Source organism: Vibrio hyugaensis (assembly GCF_002906655.1).
Lineage (GTDB): Bacteria > Pseudomonadota > Gammaproteobacteria > Enterobacterales > Vibrionaceae > Vibrio > Vibrio hyugaensis.
The window spans coordinates 1,264,235-1,289,865 of sequence record NZ_CP025795.1 but is presented as its reverse complement, the minus strand read 5'-3'; the positions used below and the strand labels follow the sequence as shown (position 1 = coordinate 1,289,865).

The 25,631-nt window shown below is 44.0% G+C and carries 17 protein-coding genes; 5 read left to right on the top strand and 12 right to left on the bottom strand.

From position 1 onward, the window contains the following. Positions 1-3: 3 nt before the first annotated feature. From C1S74_RS22860 to C1S74_RS22805, 11 genes are all read right to left on the bottom strand, one after another. On the bottom strand, positions 4-597 hold the full coding sequence (locus C1S74_RS22860; RefSeq protein WP_045401967.1) for a hypothetical protein: 594 nt from the start codon (positions 595-597) through the stop codon (positions 4-6). 11 nt (positions 598-608) lie between these two features. After that, positions 609-2,192, bottom strand: coding sequence for a TnsD family Tn7-like transposition protein (locus C1S74_RS22855; RefSeq protein WP_045401964.1), 1,584 nt, complete (start codon positions 2,190-2,192; stop codon positions 609-611). Between the two features lie 4 nt (positions 2,193-2,196). Further along, positions 2,197-3,111 carry a TniQ family protein gene (locus tag C1S74_RS22850; protein ID WP_045401962.1) on the bottom strand — a complete coding sequence of 305 codons (915 nt, stop codon included), beginning with the start codon at positions 3,109-3,111 and terminating at the stop codon, positions 2,197-2,199. After that, entirely contained in the window at positions 3,104-4,498 is a 1,395-nt protein-coding gene (locus tag C1S74_RS22845; protein WP_045402016.1) for an ATP-binding protein, read from the bottom strand. Before C1S74_RS22845 ends, C1S74_RS22850 begins: the two co-directional genes overlap by 8 nt. Next, on the bottom strand, positions 4,488-6,665 hold the full coding sequence (locus tag C1S74_RS22840) for a Mu transposase C-terminal domain-containing protein (RefSeq protein ID WP_045401960.1): 2,178 nt from the start codon (positions 6,663-6,665) through the stop codon (positions 4,488-4,490). The genes C1S74_RS22845 and C1S74_RS22840 overlap by 11 nt, the downstream gene beginning before the upstream one ends. Then, complete coding sequence (locus C1S74_RS22835) at positions 6,655-7,518, bottom strand: heteromeric transposase endonuclease subunit TnsA (RefSeq protein WP_045401958.1); 864 nt, start codon at positions 7,516-7,518, stop codon at positions 6,655-6,657. The genes C1S74_RS22840 and C1S74_RS22835 overlap by 11 nt, the downstream gene beginning before the upstream one ends. 1,004 nt (positions 7,519-8,522) lie before the next feature. After that, complete coding sequence (locus C1S74_RS22825; RefSeq protein WP_045401957.1) at positions 8,523-10,253, bottom strand: hypothetical protein; 1,731 nt, start codon at positions 10,251-10,253, stop codon at positions 8,523-8,525. Positions 10,254-10,255: 2 nt separating this feature from the next. Then, entirely contained in the window at positions 10,256-11,377 is a 1,122-nt protein-coding gene (locus C1S74_RS22820; RefSeq protein WP_045401955.1) for a dsDNA nuclease domain-containing protein, read from the bottom strand. A 483-nt stretch (positions 11,378-11,860) separates the two neighbouring features. Continuing rightward, positions 11,861-14,725, bottom strand: a complete 2,865-nt coding sequence (gene gcvP / locus C1S74_RS22815) for an aminomethyl-transferring glycine dehydrogenase (RefSeq protein WP_045401953.1) — start codon at positions 14,723-14,725, stop codon at positions 11,861-11,863. Between the two features lie 125 nt (positions 14,726-14,850). Continuing rightward, on the bottom strand, positions 14,851-15,231 hold the full coding sequence (gene gcvH / locus C1S74_RS22810; protein WP_045401952.1) for a glycine cleavage system protein GcvH: 381 nt from the start codon (positions 15,229-15,231) through the stop codon (positions 14,851-14,853). 51 nt (positions 15,232-15,282) lie between these two features. Continuing rightward, entirely contained in the window at positions 15,283-16,578 is a 1,296-nt protein-coding gene (locus C1S74_RS22805) for a serine hydroxymethyltransferase (protein ID WP_045401951.1), read from the bottom strand. Between the two features lie 379 nt (positions 16,579-16,957). Here C1S74_RS22805 and C1S74_RS22800 point away from each other — a divergent pair, with 379 nt between their 5' ends. Together C1S74_RS22800 and gcvT are read left to right on the top strand one after the other, a co-directional pair. Continuing rightward, positions 16,958-17,581 carry a helix-turn-helix domain-containing protein gene (locus tag C1S74_RS22800; RefSeq protein WP_005431308.1) on the top strand — a complete coding sequence of 208 codons (624 nt, stop codon included), beginning with the start codon at positions 16,958-16,960 and terminating at the stop codon, positions 17,579-17,581. A 531-nt stretch (positions 17,582-18,112) separates the two neighbouring features. Continuing rightward, a complete protein-coding gene (gcvT, locus tag C1S74_RS22795; protein WP_020197065.1) occupies positions 18,113-19,231 on the top strand; it encodes a glycine cleavage system aminomethyltransferase GcvT in 1,119 nt (372 codons plus the stop codon). A gap of 226 nt (positions 19,232-19,457) precedes the next feature. Here gcvT and C1S74_RS22790 read toward each other — a convergent pair whose 3' ends face one another. Then, positions 19,458-20,183, bottom strand: coding sequence for a TetR/AcrR family transcriptional regulator (locus C1S74_RS22790; protein WP_045401950.1), 726 nt, complete (start codon positions 20,181-20,183; stop codon positions 19,458-19,460). Between the two features lie 163 nt (positions 20,184-20,346). Between C1S74_RS22790 and C1S74_RS22785 the strand changes: the two genes are divergently transcribed. From C1S74_RS22785 to C1S74_RS22775, 3 genes are read left to right on the top strand one after another with little or no spacing between them, the layout of a single operon-like run. After that, positions 20,347-21,420, top strand: coding sequence for an efflux RND transporter periplasmic adaptor subunit (locus C1S74_RS22785; RefSeq protein ID WP_042602810.1), 1,074 nt, complete (start codon positions 20,347-20,349; stop codon positions 21,418-21,420). Further along, positions 21,420-22,481 carry an efflux RND transporter periplasmic adaptor subunit gene (locus tag C1S74_RS22780; protein WP_045401949.1) on the top strand — a complete coding sequence of 354 codons (1,062 nt, stop codon included), beginning with the start codon at positions 21,420-21,422 and terminating at the stop codon, positions 22,479-22,481. The genes C1S74_RS22785 and C1S74_RS22780 overlap by 1 nt, the downstream gene beginning before the upstream one ends. After that, entirely contained in the window at positions 22,481-25,540 is a 3,060-nt protein-coding gene (locus C1S74_RS22775) for an efflux RND transporter permease subunit (protein ID WP_045401948.1), read from the top strand. Before C1S74_RS22780 ends, C1S74_RS22775 begins: the two co-directional genes overlap by 1 nt. Positions 25,541-25,631 lie beyond the last annotated feature (91 nt).

The following is a 25,631-nucleotide window of genomic DNA, read 5'->3' as shown; positions in this document are numbered from 1 at the left end:
CGGTTAATTTTCGTCGGTTGAGTCTTGGTCATCTTCCAATTTGTTACATTCAGCGATAACTTCTCGGTGACGTCTTTGTTTTTCTTTGTTTTCTTCTTTTTGTGCTTCAATACGCCTGATGTCTGAAAACCACACAAGCCATTCATTCAATGTTATAGATTTGCTCTCAACAGCGATTTGATTAAATGTGAGCATGTAATCACAGAACATGTTGAACACTTTCGCTTCATCGTCTCTTCTTAAGAGTGATGCAGGGCTAGCTGTGACATAGTTACGACTTTGCTCAAACAACTTTTCGGCTTTCATGTATTGCTTCATGCGTGCCTTGAGGAAAGCTGGGCGCCTAACAGGTACTTTGTAATCCCAAATTTGATAAGTTCTTTCAGTAAAGAACCACTTAACTGAGTTTTCTTGTTTGATGATCTTAATCAGGTCAAGACGTGGTGCTAGGTACGGATGAATGTCTCCATTTTCATCAAACTGCTCTCTCGGATAGAGCCTTGTATTATTAAGAGTCACAAACATCGCGATGTCACGTAAGTGAGGTTTGACTTCGTGTGCTTCGAAAATTTGTTTGAATTTACCGAGAAATTTCATAGTAATAGTTCCTAATTTTTGGATTCTGAGACGATTTTTTCCGCTTGCCCAATCGAAAGGGGGAGGCGTTTTCTGTTTTTGATTAATGAGTGTTGTGAGTCCACCTGTCTTTCGACGTGTGACACCGAAGTAGCCTTCTTTACGTGTTGCTTAATTTGTTTAGCCAGCTTTTTATCTACCTGATTCCAATCAATAGATTGATGGTACTTAGCTGGCTCTCGTTTTGGTAAGTGCTGGTTTAGCCAGTCTTTGTCATATCGAAATAGCCACATATAGCAACTGCTCGAATGTTTAATCTCTGTCCGAGTTAATGTTGGGTTTTGGAAAATGATCTTCTGGAGTGTTTGACGATATTGATGTCGTTTTTGGCAGAACCAGAGTCGTTTTCTCCATGCGGATAATCCTGACATTGCATTAATTTGCTGTTCTACTGTACCAACGCTAACACCGCATAACTTGGCAATATCTCGTCTATGGATCCCGCGGAAAGCGAGTCTCAATATTTGGTCGACCAGTGCATCGTTGAGTCTTTTAAATCGATGCTTGATTGTGACCCCATTGCGTTGCGCCATGGCTGCCAAAAAGCCAACCGAACACCCTGTCGCCTTGGCGACAGAACGAAGTGAGCTTCCTGAGGTCAGCTCGGATAGACAGACACGAGGTTTATGAGATTCCCGACTACAGTAATTTGAGACCTGATCAGTTTGTAGAAAGTAACACTTGGCGTTCTTCGCAAAGAAAGCGCCAACCAATGCATGCTGTATGTAATGGTTGTAGTGGTCGTTTAGGAGAAGGCACCTTAAGAAATTGAACTGATATAGTTTCGAAGGCAGTAGCTTTGCACCAGCAAATAGAGGAGCCCAAAAGTCTTGTAGACGATTAATTGCTTCTGATTGCCTGATCTGTCCTTTCTGAGTTAACAAATGGGTCTTATTCAGCCAAGATGAGTGAGTGGTTGTAGCAATATGCTCGGATGGACGTTCGCACTCATAGCGATGCCAACTACTGATGAATTGCGATAACCTCAACGCTCGTTCTAAACAAAGATCAGAACCATGGAAACATCTATCGTAAGGTGTTGGTGGTAGTTCGATGCGTTTGTTAAGGCCATCGGCATCTGTCGGTGTATATTGCAGCCAACAAGCATGCTTTGGACAAACGAACATACCGCAATACTGATGTACGGTACGCCAAATACCATGACCCCATTTCAATGTGTCGTCCTCAAGGCATTGCGGACAGAACTTTAGTGCGCTGCTAAATCGTAGCCGAGAAGAAGTAGTACGTGATAAGACCGCGATGTGACTGCCATCATTGCTCAACAGGTGCCATCTAAGTCTTGCTTTGCTTTTGTTATCTTGAAGGCAAGCGCCGACAACAGGGAAACAAGTACTGTTAAACAACAACCTTTTCGTATCTATTGAGGTCTGTTTGGCAACTTGTTTGAGCATGCAAGGAAGCTGGGGGTTAATGCGAACATCTGTGCGCCCTAGGAGAGCTCGGTTTTTTTCGCGTAGCGAGCGTCTTGGTGAGGCTGCGTGGTGTCGCGCAACAAGGCTATAAAAGGCTTCACCAGCTATTTCGTGCAGGTACATAGGTCTATAACTGTCCTGTAGCAACCAGCATGAGAATGTAGATCAGTGGTGGACTAAATCTGTTTGTTGAAGTCGATAAAAATAAGCGTGTAGTCCTCATAGTGGGAGAAATTATGTGATCATTTACCTTCCTCGTGTTCGAGAAGTACTGCTCTAGAGCGCCTTTCCCTAGAGTCACGAAAATCTCTTTGTACCAATCGCCACAAGCTTTCTTAAAAGCCAACGTTTCAGTTTGCTCAAGCGTAAAACCGATGTGTGCCAACGTATTTTGTTGCACTGATTCAAGGCATAGGGTGAGCGTTTGATCGTTTAACGCCAACATAAGCTGTTCAACTTTTAGCATTGTTTCATCATAATACGCTCTCTGACTTGTCATGCTGGAACCACAGCTCGGACAGATTAATGCTGGGGTTTGCATTCGACTAAGGTTCTTTACAGTGTAAGTGCATGAAGAACAGCTATTAATGAGCCTCGTTCCGTGTTTGTAGCAGTGAAAAACACCCTGTAGTTGGTGCTGTTGGTGAAAATATGAAATACCAACAGTATCTAAGTCTTCAGAAATACAGTCTTTGCAGTAGCGCCAAAAACGATTATGTACCGTTTGGGATTGTGTAAAGTCGATGTCATATGGCTTTCCTTTCAAAAACAATGGTAGTTCGCGCTTCTCTCGCTCGTTGAGGAAAGACTCGATGACGTTACCGTGCATATGCATTTGCCAAATCGAACGATTGTCATCATTAAGAATATTCATCAGAATGGTGTCTAGGTCAGACATGACTGTAACTGGCGACGCACTGAAATTAGCCAGCCCTACACGTTTTGCTGAAGTAGCAAAAGTGCCAAAAGGGGACATAGTATGAACTCGGCTAAGGAAGCTTCTTAGGTGTTCGTTCGGTAGCAGGTTCAAGATGTTATTCATACTTTCTAGCCTGCGCTAATAAGGCTTCAGGAGTTAAGCTCTCTAGCATTTCTTGGTCTTTCTCAGTAAGGTTTACGGCAGAACTAGAGCTTCTAGGTGATTGCTTACAGACTTGGTTGCCGTCAATATTTGAGCCACTTTCTGAAAACAAATCTTGTTGAACCGAGTGCAATTGAGATAAAGGATTGCAATCCTCATATTTATAAAACTGACCACGCTTTAGTGCCGTTAATGCCCCCGAGACCAAGAGAAACTGCTCTTTAAATACATGGTCTAGAGCAGCCATGCTTAGGTCTTGATTGTTTGGTGTTAGATAAGTCAGATAAGACAATGTGGCCTTTATTAGGCTGCTCGCGATAGCAGGGATCCCTGCTGATAAGTAGTGAACATGGCGCGTTAGAGTATCAATGTCAGTTGTCTGATTCTTAAGTAATTGTGTCGGGCACATTTGCTTAATGAAGCGTCTCCAAAACGAACTTTCAACATCACATTGCTCTAAGATTAGCGACCCTGTCTTTCCAATTCGCCTAGCGGCAGTCATCTCTTTAGAAAACAGATTAAGTGTTGATAGTGTCCCGACGAGTAATAGTGGTACACCAACCTTGTTAAACAACTCTTCCACGAACTTTAGTGTGGCGTTCTCGTTGTTACCGACTTTCTCGTACTGTCGAGTTTCAGATAGGTTCTGAGCTTCATCTAGAACAATAATCCCAACACCATGGATGAGTAGAGCCTTACGAACCGCAATCATTAGTGCTGTAACTGAGCTTTTCTGATGTGATTCGTAATAATTCTCACCAGTTACCGAATCGATGGACTCAAGAATCCTCCAGAGTAGTGCACGCTGCCCGCGAGCAGTTGGGATATCGATCTTGAGCCAGACAATCTGTTCGTAGATGAACTTTTGTCCTTGGTACTCTTGATGTGAAATGACTTGAGGAATGGCAGACAAGATGCTTTCTACCATCGCTGACTTTCCGCGACCTGATAGACCTGCTACCAAAAAACTCTGCTGATTTGCTGTTTGCTTTAGAGTGCGCTCTTGCCCTTCAGGTATTTCAATAGAGTCGGCAAATTGCAATTGTTTAATATCGCCATACACCAAAGGGTTGCGATAGATATAGCCTCGCTCAATCATGCGAAATACGGTGTCATAAAGGCGTGGGGCTTCATCCTGAACAACATAGCACTCAGATAGGTTATCAATGAATGTTCTGGTGTAGTAACCATGATGCTCAGTAGGGAGCGAACTGACATCAATCATCATGTCAGGAGATAGTGTTGTTGCCTGGATAAATTGTTTAGGTAGCAATGGCATTCCAAGCGCTTCAATCAGAGGATTTTGTGCCATCTGAGAGTTAGGGTGAGGTATATAATTAGCTATCATCTTGTTCATCATCAAAGTCAAAAAAATCAGGTGTTTCCAAGTGTTGGGTATTCTTTTTAGCAGTGGAGCTAGCGTTACCTTCGGAACTTAACGTTGCTGCTATTTGCTCAGATTGTTTGCTGCGTTCAATAGAAGAGACGATACTCTTTCGTTCTTTGATACCTGTCTGGATAGACTTTGCTGACGATGTTTTTAAGTATCGAGCGTCAGCTTTTGCTTGTTTATCGATTTCATCCAGTTTGTTTAAGAACTCAATTTTGTTAGCGAATGAATGTTCTTCATGAAGGCTTTGTTTTTGTTTGGTTAATTCGATTTCATGAAGGGTCGATTGCCAAATTTGATTACGATACGCTTCAGAGCGATCAGTGAGTTCTAAAGTAATTAGTTCGTTAGATTCAGGGTCTTTACACCAAATAAAGTTCGTTGAATTTTGGTCGTATCGAACTTCCACTGTGTATCGGCCAAAATTACGAGCTTTGTCTAACCATTGTTTATGAATGATTTTGTTAGCGCTGTAATACAGCCCCTTAAAGTAAACGCCCTCCATTCTCACAGTCGCCTTGTCAGCAGGGAGCAATGCGAAACGAAGTCGCTCTTCAGGAATCTGAGCTGGCGGTATCATCATTTCTTCTAGCCCGTAGAGATATAAGTCTCTAGGAGAGAAACCAACATCATCACGAGACATCTCGAAGTTATGGTTGTTCTTTCTAAGGCGGTTGTTATTGGTATAAATGATTGTCCTTATGAGCTTTTCCATGAATGCTTCGAAGGACATCGACGCTTTTCTAGAAGCGTGTTGCTCTTCCTTGCTGGGTACTTTCATGACTTGACCAGGCACAAATCGAACAGCATTTTGATGAAAGATATCAAATGCTTTCTCGACAGTTCCTTTACAATCCCCGCGATGATACGGAGCGAAACTGGCGATTGATAAGCCAATTTCGCCCTTAAGCGTGCTTTCAATGTTACGGTCTGTATACTCGGAACCTCGATCCATGACTAACTGTGAGCAGACATGGTGGCACGGCCATTCGTTTTCAGTAATTTCAACGCCATAGCGTTTAGCAAACTGGACTTTGTTGGTAAAAGCATTGAAAAGGGCTTGTGATGCTCCAGTCCAATCTGGGCCGTGAAAACAAGCGTGAGTGCCAACAAACATGCCAGACCACGTATCTACAACTAGATAGATCACAGGGCGTCCCGTGGCTAACTGATTGGTTTTGTCGTAGGGATAGCGTATGTATTGATCAACGACTGTTGCATCTATTTCATAACGGCTTGTGGGGCCACGAACACCCTGTCGAGCGAGGCCTGCACGGCCTCGGAAGTCTTTTTGAAAATTGGTCGTGCCGACAGCCTTCCTTATCAATTCAAGTTGATCTACGTTTTGCTTAAAATGATATTTAAATGCATTTCGTGAAATGAGTTTGGCCCTTGGAACAGGCAAAGCTATCTCATGTGCTTCTTCAATCATTGGTTTAACACGTGCATACATGAACTTGCGTGTAAACTGATCGTAAAGGTCACTCAGCCTAGCTTTGCCACCGTTTGGAATGGTTTTAGCAAATCGTCGAATATGTTTAATGTCTTGCTGAGTGATTCCACGATAAGGACTTCCATATCTGGTTTTCGGGCCACTTTTGCCTAACTCAGGGTCTTGGTCAAATGACGGTACTTCAGGTAAAGACTGATTCGTTCCGCAATTTCTCCATAGAGGGAGTAGAGCATTGACGTGAGAACCGTAATACCAGTAACGATTTAAAATTTTTGCTACATAACTGCGGCTGCGACCTGATGTTTCTATCAATCGATGTAAGATTGAACTGCTATCGATAAAAAGATAGTTGTAACGTAGTTCGTCGTTATCGATTAACGGGGCAATAATGTTAAAGCTGCTATCTCTGCGTTGTAACCACTTTCTGCGCTTCTTATCCTTCAGTAACTCTTCGTCCGACATGTATAGGTAAGGGCTAAAGGAATGCTCTAGCACTTTCCATTTGCCCAGCTCTATTTGCCTCAACGTATCACTTAGCATAATCGTATGAGGCCTTTTAGGGCGTTCAACATTGAGCTGAGTGACAGCAATTTGGTCGAGGTCTTGGCAAATATCTACGATAAGATATTCAAGCCTTTTTTTGCCATCGACTAATTTTTGATTAATTCTCATCGTGTTGCGTAATCATCATTACAGGGCGAAAAACTTCTATGCGCTCATTCAGGTCAACGTCTAGTTGACCTGAATACGCAAGATGTTGAAATATCTCTAACGCAGCAAGTTCGGTTACATCATGTACTAATGATGCGTGATTCAAATGCTGCTTTAGAGTTTTCTCTGGGTCGTTCATAAGGCTCTTGTTTAGAGTGTTTAACATCCCTTCGCACAGTGGGCCTTCGATTTGGCTCTCGCGTACATGATGGTAAGTCTCTCTAAGCCATTGAAGGTTGTATGTTTTGTTGGGGTTTAAGTCTTCATCTGTTATTTGCGTTAGATGATGGTTGTAATGCCCCCAGTACATCTCTTCAATTTTGAACTTTTGTTGGGTTCGTGTGACTTTTTGGGGAGGCTCAAATTCAGTGCTTAGTGCTGAGGTCGGTTTATAGTTATACGGCTGAACGCCAAGCTGGTCTCTCGTCGCATCATACAAGGTGACAACGAAATCCGTGGTCATGGTTGCAGCAGGAATATCTTTACCATCCCTTTCTTTGTATTTAGCAGGGTGTCGATAATTCAGATGTTTAGCCCACTCGAGAGTTTCATTTATCGGTAAGGGGTATTGCTCTTGTATATCCAAGACTTCAGGATCGTGCTCAAGATGAAAGAATAGAGCAAGCTCACCTAGGCTGAATAAGTGATGGCAGCGTTTCGTCTTGTGACTGAAAACAATATGAGATAGACCGACACTATTTGAACGGCGAACTGTAATATATGGCTCGTACTCGCCATTCTTAATCTTCTTTAAGTGTTTTTCTAATTTTCTGAGCTCATAGTTTGTTATGTATGGTTGCTTAACTATTTTCATATGCCTAATCCTCACTTACTAATATATTGTTAGCAGCCTTTCTAGGGTTTGTCTAACTGGCTGTGCTTATAAGTGGTTGTAAATAAAGGATTTATTATAACTTATATAATTAGTTTAGAGCTTAGGGATCTGAATTAGAAAAGCTTGTAATTCAATGTGATATTTGAAGTGATACATGGAATTTGCAGTTTTTCATTAGGCTTATTTATTATTCCTTATATAAATCGATATAGAATCTAATGCCTTTATATTTCATTGCTTTAAGAAAGGATTGTTCACGGATCGTACACTTGGATCCCTGACTTAAAAAAAACTGATAAAACATGCAAATTTATTGGTCTGGTTGCTTATTTTCGACAGAGTTAGATATCTTTTTTAAAGAGGCTAAAATTACAAACATGTGATGATTAGTTAGGCTTGGTTATGGTTAGCGCAGAAATATTTATCAGTATGGCATGGGAACTAGAGCTCACCATCTGCTCATTGATAACTGAGCATACACCAGAGGGCTACTTGGATGTGTGTAGAGACCGAGCTAAGAGTAGAGGCATAGATGTCTTTAATCTGAACTTTAATGAGTATGCATCCCCCCTAGTTGCTTTCACAGCAGAAGAGAATCGAGAACTGGTTGCTACTTTGGAAGGTTGTAGACGCAAGACACTTGTCATCTTTGAAGGAGCTGACGCGCTGGCACCTTTGGAGTGTAATGAGACTTTCTGGCTGAGGTCGGCTATCGTCGCTGCGAATAACTCTCTGGTTGTTATAATGTCTTTTGAAACTAAAGAATCATATAAGAACTTGCTTTATCACAGGAGTTCACCTTTTTATATGTCAGCAATACCTCTACGGTATGGGCTACAGGCAAGAATGCGATAAAGAGCGCACGGTTTATGGTGTAATTGATACTAATTGCATCTGAATTTGGTGGAGATACTGGGTATCTAACTAGAGCAGCGCGAGCAGTAGGCTCGCGCTTGATGAGTTTGGTGATTAAGCTAAGTATCTCAACTTAAAATATCCATAGTTTCACTGATATACTGGTCGCATTCCCCTCGGTAGTCCGCAAGAAATGATCTTTGCTTAGTATTCTCTCCGATACAAATCAGGTTAGCGTTACCCTCAAAATGTTTTATGTTGTATGACTTAGCAGAATGTGCGTTACTTTTTGAGTCGGCTATTGAAAAAATGAACTGTTGATCTGATGGCGTATGACTTTTGATAAAATGAAGAATCTCATCCTTGCTTTCATCCTCGAAATCACCTTCAAATATGGCATCAAGTACGAACGGCAATACATGCACATACTCAGTTTTTTTAATCGTCTCTACAAAGGTGAAATTGTAAGCCAGAAGAGTCTTCAACAATTCAACGCCTTGTCTTGGAAATGCAGGTATGTCATAGAGTAAGTAGAACCTATCGTCTTCAAAAGGTTTCACGTGCAATTCAGACGTATACTTTTCAAAAGTAGATTTGAATGAATAACTTGCATTTCTTCTTTCTTTTTTAACGGCTTCATCGGTTTTGAATTTGCTTAGTTCTTCTTCAATAGACAGTATTCTTGATGTTATTTCACCAAGCTTACTATTGAGCTCTCCTGATACCTCTACGTTGACTTTATTTTTTAACCATGAGTCTAAGGTTACATCGTCAACCTTATACTCTAAGAGTTCATAATAATCCTGCTCAACCATCTGGCGTTTCTCGTCAATGTCATTGATTATTGAGTTCAATTTTCCTTGAGAATCTTTGAGTGCTTTGATGTTTTTGTTTAACTCTTTTATTTGCGTTTCAGTATCATTCTTGTCTTGGAGAAAATTATAAGTATCTTCTATTGAATGAGATAGTGTGTGCGAGCACGTAGGGCACTTTTCAGCGGCCAGAATATTTGTCTTCAGGTTACGCCTAACCCTAAGCAGAGTTTTTCTACTTTCCTCTAGTAGTGTTATCTTGTTGCATATGGACAAGTATTCTTTTTCTAGCCTAATCAGCTCAGATTTATTCTCTTTATACGGCTCGATGTATTCGTTAGTTTTAGCTGTAAATGCTTCATCCTTCATTTTAGCTAATTTGAACTTCTTGTTGTTTTGCTCGATCTTGTGAAGAAGCCTAGATTCAGCTTCTAGTTCTTTCTTTTCCCGATCGAGGCGAGTTTTTTCAAGGCGGTCGTAATTATTTGTAATACCTAGAAAGTAGTCAAAAAAATCGTTCTTAAAGTTCTTAACAAAGTCCAAACCTCGGAATGATTTGTGGCGATAAACCCAGCCAACGTCTTGTGCTATGTAGTAAGGCAAAAACATCGCTTCCAGCGATGCTGGTTTATATTCATTGTCATACTCTAGTTGTAGGGTAAAGCCCAATAGCTCAGACAAAAACACTTTCAGCTTAACATGTTCTCGCGAGTTATTACCGCCAATACCTATGAACTTAATTGGTGGTTGTTCGCCAACTTTAATAGAAACGATCTCATCATCTCGAACTATCGAAACATTGGTAGGCGCAGGGTTGTGAATAGTCAAATCTAGTCTAAAAATCACATTCTCTGTCAATAAGTCGGCAAGTTTCCTTTTTTCATCATTGATTCCAAAGGTATAGTGCAGTGCCTGAATAAATGTGCTTTTACCAGATGTATTCTTACCATGAACAATATTAATTCCCTTAGAGAAGGTAGAATCAAAATATTTTTCTGCCTTGCTGCTATATGCAAAGAATTTGTTATATTCTACTGAAATTCCCATTTTTAATCGTCCATTTTATTAATAGATTCAAAGTAAGCTGCATACATGGTGGCTTTTAAAGTTTGCTCGTCCAAGTTGGAGTTATGATTTTGATTGAACAAATCTACTAGTTCTTCTATGCAGTCATCTTCACTGAATCCACTACACTTACGATAATTAGATTTTACAAATCTCAGGATCTTCTGATGTTCTGCTTCATCTTTGCTCTTAAATAGGTCAAATGCTAGGCTGAACTTCATTTCAAATGAGTCTCGTTCAAATGGTTTAACTCCTAGCTTTCGGCTAATGTCTCTACTATGGTCTCGCCAAAACTGGAATGCTTTTGATTTGGTGGTTATGATTTCGATAGCATTGTTGATATCTTGACTGTGTACTTGCTTTGACTTATCTGACAGCCGAGCCATACTCTGCTGGTTGTATGTTAATTCAACATCTCTGAACAGCCTAAAGATCGAATCCAGTGCAGCCTTAGAGTCACTTATTTTTCTATCAAAGATATCTTCGAGTTTGGTTCTTAACTGATTTTCTTGTTCTTTATTTGTTCGACTGAAATCGATGTACAAGAATTTTAAATTGTTTAGTTCTTCATACAAATTTTCACTGTTGTATGAATCATGCGTTGTAAGTTTTGTGGTTAGAGCATTTTGTATTATGGGATCTAATTCTGAGTAGATTACTTCTGAGTCTGCTTCACTTACGATTTGGCTATAGGTTTTAGTTGTCTGCTTTCCATCAGCGCCACATTTTACTTTCGTCGTTAATTTCATACTAGAGTTAGAAGAAAAGTGAAGGTCGTGACTATAGTTGCTGCACTTAGGGTGGGGGTCTGCTAATAGCGTTTTCCCTACCTTGAGTATTTTTACTATTATCTCGGCAAGTTCAGCATCAATAGACCAATTGCCAACGGACTTCTTTTTTGATTGATATGTCTCTACTTTGACAGCCTGGCCGTGATCGTCTAGATGACAGAATAATATATCTTCTAAATGTTCTAGGGATAGAAAGTACTTTGAGCCATCAAATTTACTATCGTAGTTGTCCAGTATTAAGAAAAGAGCCATATTCCGCTGTAAGGCGAAGCCCTGCTGTGCAGTAACACCTGCATTTACACTTTGATCGACCAACACCACTTCCTTGAATATAGTTTGTTCTAGTTACCAAGTAATAAATAGTAACGGATTCACTAATTACATGAAAAATATGCTTTTTAATAGCCTAATTAGTGGATTCTTAACAACTGAGTTTGTTTTTTATACAACAGTAAAAGATTCCTAATATTATATCAGTCTCATATTTGATAGGCTATTGATAATGTTTGATTTCTGAGAGTCGGCGCTTCTTGGGAGGGAGGTCGATGAAGAGCCTTATGATATGATCTGAATCTAGTTAACTTTTTACAGAAACCGAGTACTACGAACCAGAAAAAAAATTAAGTCATCTTGTGTGGACTGACATGATGATAGGTGACTGGGGATATGAGGCTTAAAATGAGAAAGGCGAACCAAATGGTTCGCCTTTTGTTTTCAAGTTAGTTTCCAACTTAGTTATCGGTTTCCAACTCGGTTATCACAGTTTCCAACTTGGTTATCTGTGATCATCTACAAAAGTTAATCTTCGTAGTTATCGATGCTTGGGCACGAGCAGATTAGGTTACGGTCGCCGTATACGTTATCTACGCGGTTTACTGTTGGCCAGTACTTCCAAGATTTGGTTGCTTTAGAAGGGAAGCAGCCAAGCTCACGAGAGTAAGGGCGATCCCATTCTTCTTTCGCTAGGTCAACTTGAGTGTGTGGCGCGTTAACAAGTGGGTTGTTATCTAGCGGCCATTCACCGTTCTTAACCTTCGTCATCTCTTCACGGATTGCGATCATCGCATCACAGAAGCGGTCTAGCTCTTCTAGATCTTCCGATTCTGTTGGCTCAACCATTAACGTGCCTGCTACAGGGAACGACATAGTTGGTGCGTGGAAACCGTAGTCCATTAGGCGCTTCGCGATATCTTCTTCGCTGATGCCTGTTTCTTCCTTCAGTGGACGAATGTCGATAATACATTCGTGCGCTACACGGCCGTTTGAGCCACGGTAAAGAACAGGGTAGTGAGGGCGCAGTTGCTCCATCACGTAGTTCGCATTCAGAATCGCTACTTTCGTTGCGTCTGTTAGGCCAGCTTCGCCCATCATTGCGATGTAAGCCCAAGAGATAGGTAGAATAGACGCGCTACCCATGTCCGCTGCGGATACTGCGAAGTTTTCGCCGTCTGCACCGTTTTCAATGTGACCCGGTAGGAAAGGTGCTAGGTGCGATTTCACACCGATAGGACCCATGCCCGGACCGCCACCACCGTGTGGGATACAGAAGGTTTTGTGTAGGTTTAGGTGAGAAACGTCTGAGCCGATGAAGCCCGGCGTTGTTAGACCAACCTGTGCGTTCATGTTTGCGCCGTCTAGGTAAACCTGACCGCCTGCTGCATGAACCATTTCACACACTTCTTTCACTTGCTCTTCGTATACGCCGTGCGTAGAAGGGTAAGTGATCATGATGCTTGATAGGTTGTCTTTGTGTTTCTCGATTTTCGCTGCTAGGTCGTCGATGTCGATGTTGCCTTCTTCATCACACTTAACCACAACCACTTTCATTGACACCATAGACGCTGTCGCAGGGTTAGTACCGTGCGCAGAGCTTGGGATCAAACATACGTTGCGGTGACCTTCGCCACGGCTTTCGTGGTAGCGTTGAATCGCGATAAGACCTGCGTACTCACCTGATGCACCAGAGTTTGGTTGTAGTGAGAATGCGTCGTAGCCTGTGATTTCACATAGCTTCTCTTTAAGGTCTTTTGCTAGTGCTGCGTAACCGGCTGCTTGTTCTGCTGGTGCGAACGGGTGGATCGAACCAAACTCAGGCCATGTTACTGGAATCATCTCTGCTGCTGCGTTCAGCTTCATCGTACAGCTGCCCAGTGGGATCATGCCGTGCGTTAGCGAGAAGTCTTTGTTCTCTAGCTGTTTTAGGTAACGCATCATCTGTGTTTCGCTGTGGTGCGTGTTAAACACAGGGTGCGTTAGATATTCTGTTGTGCGGCGCAGTGCTTCTGGAATCGCTGCAAACTCGTTGCCTGCAATTTCCGTTGATAGTGCTGCGACTTCTTCTTTCACACCGAATACAGCGAATAGGGTTTCTACGTCTGCCACGGTTGTGGTTTCGTCGAAGCTTACACCTAGCTGAGTACCCAACTTACGTAGGTTGATGTCTGCGGCTAGTGCTTTCGCGTATAGGTCTTCAGTTTGTGCACCAGTATTGATGGTAATGGTGTCGAAGAAGCTGTTGTGAGCAAGCTCGAAGCCGCCTTTCGTTAGGCCAGCAGCTAGGATAGCGGTCATGTGGTGCGTACGACGAGCAATCGTGCGTAGGCCTTCTGCGCCGTGGTAAACCGCGTAGAAAGACGCCATGTTCGCTAGTAGTGCTTGAGCGGTACAGATGTTTGATGTCGCTTTTTCACGACGGATGTGCTGCTCACGAGTTTGCATTGCCATGCGCAGTGCTTGGTTGCCGTTGGTATCGATAGAAACACCGATAACACGACCTGGCATTGTACGCTTGTGCTTGTCACGTGTTGCCATGAAGGCTGCGTGTGGACCGCCGTAACCCATAGGTACGCCGAAACGTTGTGCCGAGCCGATTGCAACGTCTGCGCCCATTTCACCCGCAGGTTTCAGTAGGGCAGAAGCCAATAGGTCAGTCGCTACGGTTACTAGCGTTTTGTTTGCTTGTGCTTTTGCGATGATGTCCGTTAAGTCACGAACTTCACCCGTTGTACTTGGATATTGAACTAGCGCGCCGAATACGTCTTGCTCTGGTAGTGATTCTAGAGAACCGACTAGGACTTCAAAGCCGATGAATTTCGCACGAGTTTTTACCACTTCTAGCGTTTGTGGGTGAACGTCGTCGGCAACGAAGAATACGTTGCTCTTGCTCTTACCCGCACGCTTACAAAGTGTCATCGCTTCACCGGCCGCCGTTGCTTCATCAAGCAATGACGCGTTCGCGATTTCCATACCAGTAAGATCCATCACCATTTGTTGGTAGTTTAGAAGCGCTTCTAGACGACCTTGTGAGATCTCTGGTTGGTAAGGGGTGTAAGCGGTGTACCAGCCCGGGTTTTCCATCACGTTACGTAGAATTACGTTTGGCGTGAAGGTGTTGTAGTAACCCTGACCAATGAATGTACGTTTAACTTGGTTCTGATCGGCGAACTCACGCATTGCTGCCAGCATGTCTGCTTCGCTTTTTGCTTCTGCCAAGCTCATTGGCTGCTCTAGGCGAATTTGTGCTGGTACGGTTTCGTCGATAAGCGAATCTAGGCTAACTGCGTTGATCGCTTCCAACATTTTCTGTTGGTCAGATTTGTTTGGTCCGTTGTGGCGAGCAACGAACTCGTTTTGTGTGCTGAGGCTTTGAAGTAATTCAGTCATTGTCCTTTACCTACTCCTTGATTCGGGTAACGGATGAACGCTACTGATAATCTAAATTATACGTCCGAACCTAGAAAAAAAGCTGCCCACTTGGTGTTAAGGGGACAGCTTTCGTCTCATCCTAATTACTCTTCTTCGATAGAGCTTAGGTATTCTTCCGCATCTTTTAAGTCTTCCAACTCAGATGGGTTTGAAAGCTTCACTTTCACAATCCAACCACCTTCGTATGGTTCTTCGTTGATTAGCTCTGGGCTGTCTTCTAGCTCTTCGTTGATTTCAACTACTTCACCAGTGATTGGTGAGTAGATGTCTGAAGCCGCTTTTACAGATTCCACCAAAGAAAAGCTTTCGCCTGATTCGACTTCATCTTCCACGTCTGGTAGGTCAACGAATACCACGTCACCCAGCATTTCTTGAGCGTGCTCTGAAATACCGATAGTTACTGTGCCGTCACCGTTGTCACGTACCCACTCGTGGCTATCTGTAAACTTCAGTGTTTTGTCCATTGCTTAATCTCCAAATAACTTGTCAGGATAGTTTCTGATTTAATAAATCTTTTATTGGTAAAGAGGGTAGCGACTGCAAAGCTCTTTTACTTGCTTGCGCACGCGTTTTTCTACTTCTGCGTCACCTTCAGGGTTGTTTACCAAACCGTCCAGTACGTCACCAATCCAATTACCGATGAGTTTGAATTCTTCAGCGCCAAAGCCGCGGCTTGTACCCGCAGGCGTTCCTAAACGGATGCCCGATGTAATCATAGGCTTCTCTGTGTCGAATGGGATGCCATTTTTGTTACATGTGATGCCTGCACGCTCTAGTGCTTCTTCTGCTTTGTTACCTTTCAAGCCTTTAGGGCGAAGGTCAACCAGCATCAAGTGCGTGTCTGTACCACCAGTTACGATATCGCAACCGCGAGTTTGCAATACTTCTGCCATGACTTTTGCGTTGTTGATCACTGAATCAATATAAGTTTTGAATTCAGGACCGAGCGCCTCACCGAACGCTACTGCTTTAGAAGCAATCACGTGCATCAGTGGGCCGCCTTGTAGACCTGGGAATACCGCTGAGTTGATTTTCTTAATGATGTCTTCGTGGTTGGTCAGAATCATACCGCCACGTGGACCACGCAATGTTTTGTGCGTTGTGGTTGTAACAACGTGTGCGTGAGGAAGCGGGCTAGGGTGCGCGCCTGTTGCGATAAGACCGGCAATGTGTGCCATGTCGACCATAAGAATCGCGTTTACTTCGTCTGCGATTTCACGGAATTTTGCAAAGTCGATCGTACGTGGAATGGCACTACCACCTGCGATGATCATTTTAGGTTGGTGCTCAAGTGCCAGTTGGCGAACGTCTTCGTAGTTAATTTCTAGTGTTTCGCGGTCAACGCCGTACTGAACTGCGTTAAACCATTTACCAGAAAGTGCAGGGCGAGCACCGTGTGTTAGGTGGCCACCTGCGTCTAGAGACATACCAAGAATGGTGTCGCCAGGCTGAAGTAGTGCCAGTTTTACTGCGCCGTTTGCTTGTGCGCCTGAGTGTGGTTGAACGTTTGCGTATTCACAATTGAAAAGTTTTTTCGCGCGTTCGATAGCAATGGCTTCCACTGTATCTACGTGCTCACAACCACCATAGTAACGGCGACCTGGGTAACCTTCAGCGTATTTGTTTGTTAGGCATGTGCCTTGAGCTTGCATTACCGCTTTAGAAACGATGTTCTCAGAAGCGATAAGTTCGATTTGTTCGTTTTGGCGAGCGAATTCTGCCTGAATTCCAGCAAAGACAGCGTCATCTGTCGCAGAGAGGTTGGTAGAGAAAAAGTTTTCCAAGCTGTGGTTAGGGTAACTCTTGTTCATGGTAGTTGACCTTCCAAATCTTAAAATGAACCCGCAGTAGAAATAGTTGTTTGATTGCGATGGTGGCTCATTTGTCCTCAAAACAGCTGAACTGCATAGCAGAACAGAGTGAACTTTCGGCCCGAATAAGTGGGCAAAACTCCGTTGGATTGTGGTTTCTCTTGTCCAATCTCTTACGGAAATGTGCATCTCTACATCTAACAAGTTGGTAACATAGCGCTTGCGGCACGAACAATCAACCAAAAATTTCCTATAGGAAACGAGATTTCTGGTTTTGTTAACAAGAGCACGCTTTAATTAACTCGGTGGACTTTTATCCACTATAGGCTTCATGCACAATGCTAATAGGAAGGAATAAAGGATATTTACAGAGGGATTTATGGCAGAAAGTATTTACGATGAATACCCGTCAATGACGTTGGCGAAAGAGCAGCAAGACCAGAATATTGAACCGCTTAAGCTCGGTCAGCGCATTAAAGATATCCGCTCTAAACTTGGTATTACGTTAGAAGAGGCAAGCCAACGAACTGGCCTTGCGCGTTCTACGCTAAGTAAGATCGAGAACGAACAGATTTCTCCAACGTTCCAAGCGATGCAAAAATTAGCGCATGGTTTGCAAATTGATATGCCGCAACTGTTTGAACCACCGAGAAAAAAGGTCGCGACAGGGCGCAGGGATGTAACCAAGAAAAAAGAGGGTAAACCACACCCAACCCAAACCTACGAACACGAGCTGTTGGCGACTCAACTTTCCAATAAGAAAATGATGCCTTTTAAGAGCCAAATTCGTGCCCGTAGTTTTGACGAATACAAAGACTGGGTTCGTCATGATGGGGAAGAGTTTTTACTCATCTTATCAGGTGAGGTGATGTTTTATTCTGAGTTCTATGAGCCTGTTGTATTAAGCGAAGGCGACAGTGTGTATTACGATGCGAACATGGGTCATATGTTGACCAGTGTGAGTGAGGAAGATGCACACATTTTGTGGGTGACTGCCAAATAGTGATAAATAGTTGTAAATTTCCTATAGTGAAAGCAAACGTTTGCTATCAGTTTTGAATGCGTTATGATGGCGCTCTGTTGATGATATCTCACTCAACAGAGCGCCTTTTTTGTGCGTTCTGTTGTGATTAAAATGTTAAAAGTCACACTTTTGAAAGTCGAGTGATGTCTTGTTCGTGCAAAATTGAATCAAGCGTGTTTATTATTGGAAACAAATACCCAAGTGACTTCAAGATGCAGGATTCAGAGCGTTGTCATTGATTCGAGTTCAAGGAAAACAATGCAGCGTAATAGCCAGCTCTTGCCAAGTTGTTTGACGCAGAAATCGGTTCAATGACACGCTCCCGAAGGGCGAGTTGCCTTGGCTTGCATACTTTGTTGCCGATTCTTGATTTAGAGCCACTAGACCTTTAAATCGCCGCCGCGTCTGCAAACCAAGTCATTCTCGCTGAACCAAGCATCTCGAGGTTACTTGGGTATTATTCAAGTGAATGCCGACAGCATTCTCGGGTCTATCTAAATGGAGACGAAAATGACTCAAGAACTTCTGAAAACACCACTGCATGCACTTCATGTTGAAGTAGGCGCAAAGATGGTCCCGTTCGCGGGTTACGACATGCCAGTTCAATACCCACTAGGCGTAAAGAAAGAACACTTACACACTCGTGATGCAGCAGGTCTGTTCGATGTTTCTCACATGGGTCAACTTCGTTTGATTGGTGATGGCGCAGCAGCGTTCTTAGAGACACTGGTTCCGGTTGATATTGTTGACCTAGGTGCGGGCAAGCAACGTTACGCTTTCTTTACTAATGAGCAGGGCGGCATCATGGACGACTTGATGGTGGCTAACCTTGGCGATCATCTGTTTGTTGTTGTGAATGCAGCATGTAAAGAGCAAGACATCGCGCACCTTCAGGCGCATCTTCCTTCTGGCATTGAGCTAGAGATCATTGATGATCGCGCACTGCTTGCGATTCAAGGTCCTAAAGCGGCAGAAGTACTAGCGCGTTTCGCACCAGAAGTAGCAGAGATGCTGTTTATGGATGTTCGCAAAGTTGAGCTACTAGGCGTTGAGTGCATTGTTTCTCGTAGTGGTTACACAGGCGAAGACGGTTACGAAATCTCTGTCCCTGCGGACAAAGCAGAAGAACTGGCTCGTAAACTCACAGGTGAAGAAGAAGTCGAGTGGATTGGCCTTGGTGCTCGTGACTCACTTCGTCTTGAATGTGGTCTGTGTCTGTACGGTCATGACTTAGACACAACAACAACGCCTGTTGAAGCAAGCCTACTATGGGGCATCCAAAAAGTACGTCGCGCTGATGGCGAGCGTGCAGGTGGCTTCCCTGGTGCTGACATCATTCTTAAGCAGATCGAAACGAAAGATGTTGCACGTAAGCGTATTGGCTTGGTTGGTCAAACCAAAGCGCCAGTTCGTGAAGGCGCTGAGCTGTTCGATGCAGACGGTAATAAGATTGGCGTGGTAACCAGTGGTACAGCTGGCCCTAACGCAGGCAAGCCTGTATCAATGGGTTACGTACGTGCAGATCTAGCGGCTATCGGTACAGAGCTGTTTGCAGAAGTACGTGGCAAGATGCTACCAATGACGGTAGAAAAAATGCCGTTCGTACCACAACGCTACTACCGTGGTTAATTAAGCTAATTCATTGATTTAGAGAGTTAAATAAGGCTCGCCATTTCAGCGAGCCAAAGCGAGACTAGGAATCTACCTCCCACGCGCTGTATAGCTACAGTGTCGTGGTTAGGAATAAGCAACTATGAAGTAGGTTCCATTTCGTTTCCTCATCTAAGATGATAAACACAAACAAAAATGCCGAGCACATTGCTCGGCATTTTTTATGTTCTTTTGAAAGCTCAACTTATGCGGTGAGCTCTTCGATAGGGCAACACATTTCAATCACTACTTCATTCAGTTTGGTTGGATGAATCATGTCTTCTTTGTTCACGCTAAACTGACTTGCCATGATGGTGTTGAACAATTCCCAGTGGTTAATCAGCATTTTCTCGCGATTGTCTGCATCTTCTGGCCACGTTTCTTGCATCATAGGTGCTAGGCTAATCGCACCATGTGCAAACACCAGCATTTGCCACTTTGATTCCCATTGATCAATACGATGCTCTGGGTATTCCACGTTGTAGTCAGCAAATAGGTCGGTAAAGATTGCCGCGAACTCATCTTTGGATCTTAAGAAGTATTGCAGCAATGCATCGTCGCCTTGGCGAATCGCATCGGCAATCATTTGAACTGGGTGCGGGTTAACGAGTGCAAACGCCAGCATTCTTACCATGAACAGGTAGATTTTTTGATTCGATGGCGTATTCGCTGGCATTTCGCTTACCAACTGCGCCATGTAGCTTTGCATGAATTCGTCCATGCCATCGCTGACGGCTTGCCAGATCTTCTCTTTGCTACCGAAGTGGTGGCGAATCAAACTATGAGACACACCAGCTTTCTCACTGATGTTTCGAAGCGAGACACGTTCGTACCCTAACTCACAGAACATATCTGCCGCGACTCTTAGAATCAGACACTTAGTTTGCTCAGCGGCTTCAGCACTTCTACGGCCTTGCTTTCTTTCTGTCATAGTTCGAATTTTCCCGAATATTAATCAACGCGCCTATTTTTACCAGAAACCGGACAGTTTGCCTAATTATTTTATTATCCACATGGAAAATATGTTGATCATTTTTTCGTTATACATATACTGCACACCTGTGTAGTAAATATAAAGTCGATGGAGAAAGCCAGTGCGAAAACAATACTTAAAGCGCACATTTGTCGGAGCAGCGGTGGCATTGAGCCTCGCCACGATGCTGACAGGGTGTAACAAAGCCGTATCAGAACCGTCTGAGCCATTAATCAAACCTGTAAAATTACTTGCTGTTAATGATCTGACTGTTGCCGATTCCGATGCATTCCTTGCACGAATAGATGCAACGTACAGAGCCCAACTTTCATTTCAGGTAGGTGGCGAAATTGAGAAGTTGATCGTGAGAATGGGTGAAGAGGTAAAGCAGGGCGATGTACTTGCAACGCTAGACCCAAAAGACTTGCAGTTAGCTCTTGATGCATCACAAGCACAGTACGCATTAGCGAAAACCCAATGGGAACGCTCGAAAAGCTTGTACAACAAGAAGCTGATCAGTACAGACAGTTACGACCAACAAGAAACGCAATACAAAGCGGCACTGGCAAATCTAGAGCAAGCGAAAACCGATTTGAGCTACACAGAGATTCATGCGCCGTTTGATGGTGTGGTGTCTTATACCTATGTGAAGCCATACCAGGTGGTTGCTGCTAAGCAAGAAATCCTAAATCTAATCGACAACACCACTTTGGATGTGTCGTTTACTTTGCCTGTGACTTACGCCGAAGCGGTGTCATTGAACTCACTTAAAGACGCAGAGATGTGGGTGACGATGGACAGCGAACCAAACAACCGCATCCAAGGCAAATTCAAAGAGATCTCTACTCAACCCAATGCCGATACCAACAGCTACGAAGCGATCGTGACGATTATTCGTCCTTCTGATCGTAACTTGCTAACGGGCATGACAGGCCAAGTACATATTGCGAAGCAAAACGTATCGAACGCGATGATGCTGCCAAATGCGGCTTGGGTGTCGAAAGATGCCGCTCATGGTGAGGTTTGGGTAATGGACAGCGATACACAGCAAGTGAACAAAGTGACCTTGTCACTAAGTGCGAACGGTGCTGTGGAGTCGGGTCTGGACAAGAATGATTACGTTGTTATTGCAGGTGTTGAACGCCTAGTAGAAGGCCAAGTGGTGAAAGCTTGGGTTCGTGAGGAAGGTATCTAATGAAACGTTCATTATTCACAGTATCGGCTATCGCATTGGCCGTACTAACCGGTTGTAACAGCACAGACGAAGTCACCGCAGAGCAGCCTTTGTATGTTTCTACGGTTGCTGTTGATGTTCCAGTAAAAAGCCAATACCGCACATTCAAAGGCCAAGTCGTGCCTGCGGAACAAACGCCAATTGCATTCCGTCGCGCAGGCGAAGTTCAGCATGTGCTCGTTAAAGCGGGTGACACGGTTAAAGAAGGCCAGATGATCGCTAAGTTAGACGACAGCAAAGAAAAGCAAGCGGTAAACGATGCAGAAGCACAATACACACTCGCGATTCGTCAACTGAAACGTGGTGAAGAACTGCATCGCCGCCAAATGATTTCTAAAGCGGAGTTGGATGAGCTAACGGCAAATAAAGAGCTGGCGGAAGCAAACTTCTACAACGCGACAAACCAACTGAACTACACACGTTTATTTGCCCCGTTTGCGGGCAAGGTTTCGGATGTATTCAAAGAGCGTTTTGAGCGTGTTGCGATTGGTGAGCCGGTTCTAAACCTTTATCAAAGCGACAAAGTGTACGTTCGCATCGAGCTGTCAGACAACGTGCTTGCGATGGTAAACCCAAATACACAAAGCATGAGCTACCAACCTCAAGCAACGTTCTCGGGTGACGCGAAATCTTATGCGTTGGATTACTTGGAGCACACCAGTGAGCCAAACGCGCAGACACAAACATACCAAATGTATTTAACCATGCCACAACCTGATGAAGAGATTTTGCCGGGTACTAGTGTAAGCGTTGCAGTAGACATGGTGGCAGCAGGTATAACGTCAATTGATGGCTACAACATTCCAATGACTGCGCTTCAAGCGGGTAACAAGGATGGTGAGTTCTTTGTGTGGAAATTAAACAGTGACGCGGTCACAAAGGTGGCGGTGACGATTGATCAAATTAACGGTGAAGGCGCGATTGTGTCATCAGGCGTTACACAAGGCGATGTATTAGTGAATTCCAGCTTACGTAAGTTACGCGAAGGTAAGTCAGTGGATGTGGTGGAGAAACAACAATAATGAGCATTGCTGAATACTCAATTAAGAACAAAGTCATCAGCTGGCTGTTCATCGTTATTCTCGCGGTTGGCGGGGTAATGTCATTCCTAGAGTTGGGCCGATTGGAAGATCCGGCATTTACTATCAAAGATGCGATGGTGGTGGCGACTTATCCCGGCGCGACTTCTAAAGAAGTAGAAGAAGAGCTGACGTATCCGCTTGAGAAAGAGATTCGTAAGCTGCCTTATATCGATAAGATTACGTCGACGTCCTCAAGTGGTATGTCACAGATTATGGTGAGCATGAAGATGGACTACGGTCCGGATGAATTGCCGCAAATCTGGGATGAAATGCGCCGTAAAATCAACGATCTGCAACCAACTTTGCCGCAAGGCGTTCAATCTCTGCAAATCATTGATGATTTTGGTGACGTGTACGGCGTAATGCTGATGTTAACGGGTGACGACTACGATTACGTAGAACTGAAACGTTACGCAGACCAGCTCACGCGTGAACTCGAACTGATCGATGGCGTGGGTAAAGTCGACATTGCAGGCGACCAACAAGAAATGCTGTTTGTTGAGATTTCATTGGATCGCTTAGCGGCTCTGAACCTCGACATGAACGTGATTTCTGGCTTGCTGAACCAACAGAACAATGTGGTTTCTGCGGGCGAGGTGATGGTAAACGGCGAGAGCCTTATTATTCGCCCAAGCGGTACATTAAACACCGTAGAAGCACTAGAAAACCTGATCATTCACGGTCGTGACACCGGTAACCTGATTCGCTTGAAAGACGTTGCAACCATCAGCCGTGGCATTCAAGAAAAGCCGGGCAATGTGCTGCTGTATAACGGTAAGAAAGCAATCAACATTGGTATTTCGTTTGCGTCTGGCGTAAACGTAGTAGAAGTCGGTCAACGTATTGAAGCTGAACTGGAGAATCTTGAGACCATCAAGCCCGCTGGTTTGGATATGAACTACTTCTACAACCAATCGCAAGAAGTAGACGATTCAGTTAAAGCGTTTGTTATTAGCTTGGCAGAAGCCGTGGCTATCGTAATCATCGTACTGCTGTTCACTATGGGCTTACGCAGTGGCGTGATCATCGGTTTGGTTCTGTTGTTGACGGTATTCGGTACCTTCATTTTGATGAACTACAACAATATCGAACTGCACCGTATCTCGCTTGGTGCGTTGATCATTGCGCTCGGTATGCTGGTGGATAATGCCATCGTGGTGGTCGAGGGGATATTGGTTGGCCTTAAGAAGGGGCGAACCAAAGTTCAAGCTGCAACAGATATCGTAAAACAAACTCAGTGGCCGCTGCTTGGTGCGACAGTCATTGCTATTACCGCGTTTGCGCCTATCGGTCTGTCTCAAGATGCGACTGGTGAGTTCATGGGCTCTCTGTTCTGGGTACTGTGTTTCTCGCTATTTCTAAGCTGGGTAACTGCGATTACGTTAACGCCATTCCTTGCAGACCTTCTACTAAAAGAAGAAGACAAAAATACACAAGCAGAAGACGAAGATCCGTACAAAGGTTGGTTGTTCGTCACGTTTGGTGCGTCTCTTAAATTTGCGTTGCGTTTCCGTTGGTTAACGGTAGCAGGCATGGTGGCATTGCTCGTTGGTGCTGTGGTTGCGTTTGGTAGTGTGAAGCAACAGTTCTTCCCGCCATCAAACACGCCGATGTTCTACGTTGATATGTGGATGCCAGAAGGCACAGACATTCGCGAGACCATCAAGAAAGCGGAAGAAGTAGAAAGCTACATTCGTTCACAAGATGATGTCGATTTTGTTTCAGCTTCGATTGGTCAAGGCTTGCAGCGTTTCGCTCTGACTTACCAACCAGAGAAAAGCTACGAAGCTTACGCGCAGTTCCAAGTTCGTACGACAGATCGTGAGAACATGTTTGAACTGCTGCATAAGTTGGATGACAACCTAGCGAAGACGTTTGATAAACCCACGTTCCAGTTCAAGTTGATGGAATTCGGCCCGTCGCCGGCGTCTAAGATTGAAGCGCGTATTACTGGCCCAGATCCACAAGTGCTTCGTGATCTCGCGGTGCAAGTAGAAGACATTCTTCATACTGACCCGGGTGCTCGTAACATTCGTCATGACTGGCGTGAGCGAACGAAAGAGCTAGTGCCTGTATTTAACGAATCAAAAGCGCGTCGTTTGGGTATCTCGAAAGAAGATCTTTCAAGCACGTTACAAATGGCGTTTGGGGGTAGCACGCTTGGTTTCCTTCGTGATGGTACAGATACACTACCTATCATGACGCGTTTACCAGAAGAAGAGCGTGTAGATTTCGAATCACTGCAAAACGTGAATATTTGGAGTCCATCGTTACAATCTTATATCCCAGTTGATCAAGTGATCGATGGTGTGAAGCTGGCTTGGGATGAGCCGTTGATTCAACGTCGTGACCGTAAACGTACGCTAACGGTATTAGCTGACCACGATGTGCTTAGTGACGATACTCCCGCAAGTTTATTCTCTCGCATTGAGCCTAAAGTGATGGCTTTGCACCTTCCTGAAGGCTATGAAATCACGTGGGGCGGCGAATACGAATCATCGAAAGATGCACAAGAAGGTCTGTTTGGCTCATTGCCAATGGGTTATTTGTTGATGTTCATCATTACGATGCTTCTGTTTAACTCACTGAAGAAGCCGTTGGTTATTTGGTTCACGGTACCGCTGTCTATCATTGGTGTGGCATTTGGTCTTCTGACGACAAACATGCCTTTTAGCTTTACTGCGTTCCTAGGCTTATTGAGCTTGAGCGGTATGATTCTGAAAAACGGTATCGTACTTCTTGACCAGATTAACCTAGAGCTAGCATCAGGTAAGGATCCTTACTTAGCGATTGTCGACAGTGCGATCAGCCGTGTTCGTCCAGTGAGTATGGCGGCATTGACGACGATTCTGGGAATGATTCCTCTGGTATCAGATGCGTTCTTCGGCTCAATGGCGATTACGATTATGGCAGGCCTTGGTTTCGCTACAGTTTTGACTCTGATTGTTGTACCAGTCATGTTTGCAATTCTGTTTAAGATCAAACCAACCACTGCATAAGGGACTTCCTGGCTTTTATTATTGTCAGATTCCTGCCTAGCCCTGGGGACTTTCCTCAGGGCTTTTTTGATCGGGGAGAGTCAAGATACGA